General features: G+C 71.8%; 2 protein-coding genes. One reads left to right on the forward strand and one right to left on the reverse strand.

The features are described from left to right. Window positions 1-441: discoidin domain-containing protein (locus tag ABZ641_RS34350; protein WP_359988254.1), on the reverse strand; the 441-nt coding region annotated here is incomplete at its 3' end. A gap of 339 nt (window positions 442-780) precedes the next feature. Here ABZ641_RS34350 and ABZ641_RS34355 point away from each other — a divergent pair. Next, entirely contained in the window at window positions 781-2,076 is a 1,296-nt protein-coding gene (locus tag ABZ641_RS34355) for an ABC transporter substrate-binding protein (protein ID WP_359988256.1), read from the forward strand. Window positions 2,077-2,116 lie beyond the last annotated feature (40 nt).

A 2,116-nucleotide genomic window follows, 5' to 3' on the forward strand; every position in this document is an offset into this window, starting at 1 on the left:
GGTGCCGGAGACGTTCAGCGTCTCCGTGCCGCCCGCACCGGTGGTGGTGGAGTAGGCGTCCGTCCAGCTGGTGCCGTCCGCGGAGAGCTGGATCCTGTACGCCTTGCCGTACGCGGCCTCCCAGGTGAGGACGACCTGGCTGACGGTGGCGACGGCGCCCAGGTCGACCTGGATCCACTGCGGGTCGGTGTTGGCCGAGGACCAGCGGGTGCCGGTGTTGCCGTCCACCGCGTTGGCGGCCGCGGTGCCGTGGTTCTCCTCGCTGGAGGCGGTGACCGGGCGGCCCTGGGAGAGCAGCGAGGCCGCCGCCTGGGCCCGCCCGGCGGGCAGGAACAGCAGCAGTCCGGCGACCAGGGCGCCGGCGACGAGCCCGGCCAGGGCGCGCCAGGGCGGTGCGGAGTGCGCGGTGGGGGCCGCCGCACGGGCGGGTGGAGCGGGCATGGGGAACTCTCCTGACGAGACGGGTGGGGGAGGACGGCACGCGTCGGCCGATTCCTGGGAGAGCGCTCTCGCAGTCATGGGAATGGTTGCCGCGATGTTTCCGTCATGTCAAGCCCCGTGCAGCAGCTCGGCCCCCAGCGATCGCCCTTTCAAATCGGCAGGTGCGCAAAGCTTTTGGGCGCAGCCCCTTGACGGCGGGGCGGTTTCGGGGCCAGGCTCCGTCCGGCGGGAGAGCGCTCTCCCATCTGATCCGGCAGGCGCCCGCACGGCTGCCCGGTGGAGCGCTCTCCCACCGTCACACTCCCGCATCACGCCGAATCCCCCGCAAGGAGCCCCGCCATGCCCACCGCCCGCCCCGGCCGGAGATCCGCGGCCCTCGCCGTCTCCGCCGCCCTCGCCGTCGCCCTGCTCGCCGGCGGCTGCTCCAGCAGCGGCCCGGCCGCCGAGGACGCCGCCGACGCCAAGATCACGCTGACCGTGAACCTGTTCTCCGAGTTCGGCTACGCGGACCTCTACAAGCAGTACGAGCAGCTGCACCCCAACATCACCATCAAGGAGAACCGCGCCGACCTCGGCGCCCACCACCAGAACCTGCGCGCCCACCTGCTGGCCGGCTCCGGCACCGCCGACATCGAGGCCATCGAGATCGGCCAGGTCGCCGGATTCCAGCCGCAGGCCTCGAAGTTCGTCGACTTCCTGCAGTACGGCGTCAGCAAGGACCAGTGGGTGCCCTCGAAGACCGCCCCGGCCTCCAGCGCCGACGGCAAGGCGCTGTTCGGCCTCGGCACCGACATGGGCGGCCTGGCGCTGTGCTACCGAAGTGACCTGTTCAAGGCCGCCGGCCTGCCGACCGACCGCGACCAGGTCTCCGCGCTGCTCGCCGACTGGCCCGCCTACACCGCCGCCGGCAAGCAGTTCCTCGCCAAGAGCCCCACCAAGGGCGCCAAGTGGTTCGACAGCGCGGGCAACCTGTTCAGCGCGATCGTCGCGCAGTCCCCCACCGGCTTCTACGACGCCTCCGGCAAGCCCGTCGTCCAGGAGAACCCGGCGGTCAAGCAGGCCTTCGACCTGGTCGCCGGTGCGGTCAAGGACGGCCAGTCGGCGGGCATCCAGGCCTTCACCCCCGCCTGGGACACCGGCTTCCAGAAGAGCCAGTTCGCCACCGTCGCCTGTCCCGCCTGGATGAGCTACGAGTTCAAGGGCAACCCGCCCACCGACGGCGGCACCTGGGACATCGCCCGGATCCCGGGCGGCGGCGGCAACTGGGGCGGCTCGTACCTGACGGTTCCCGAGTCCGGCAAGCACACCAAGGCCGCCGTCGAGCTCGCCAAGTGGCTCACCGCCCCCGAGCAGGAGTCCTGGCTGTTCAAGAACAAGGGCTACTTCCCGTCCGACCAGGCGCTCTGGAGCCAGCCGGACATCGCCGGATTCACCGACCCGCTGTTCAACGGCGCACCCACCGGCAAGATCTTCTCGCAGTCCGCCAAGGACCTGCAGCCGCAGCCGCTCGGCGCCCACGGCGCGGAGATCGGCACCGCCGTCGGCAACGCCCTCACCTCGATCGAACAGGGCAAGGCCGACCCGGCCACCGCCTGGCAGAAGGCCCTCGCCGACGTCGCCAACATCACCGGCTGACCCACCCCCTCACCCCGCGGTGCCGGCGCGGACCTGACCC

This window comes from Kitasatospora sp. NPDC007106, assembly GCF_040634455.1.
Classification (GTDB): Bacteria; Actinomycetota; Actinomycetes; order Streptomycetales; family Streptomycetaceae; genus Kitasatospora; species Kitasatospora arboriphila.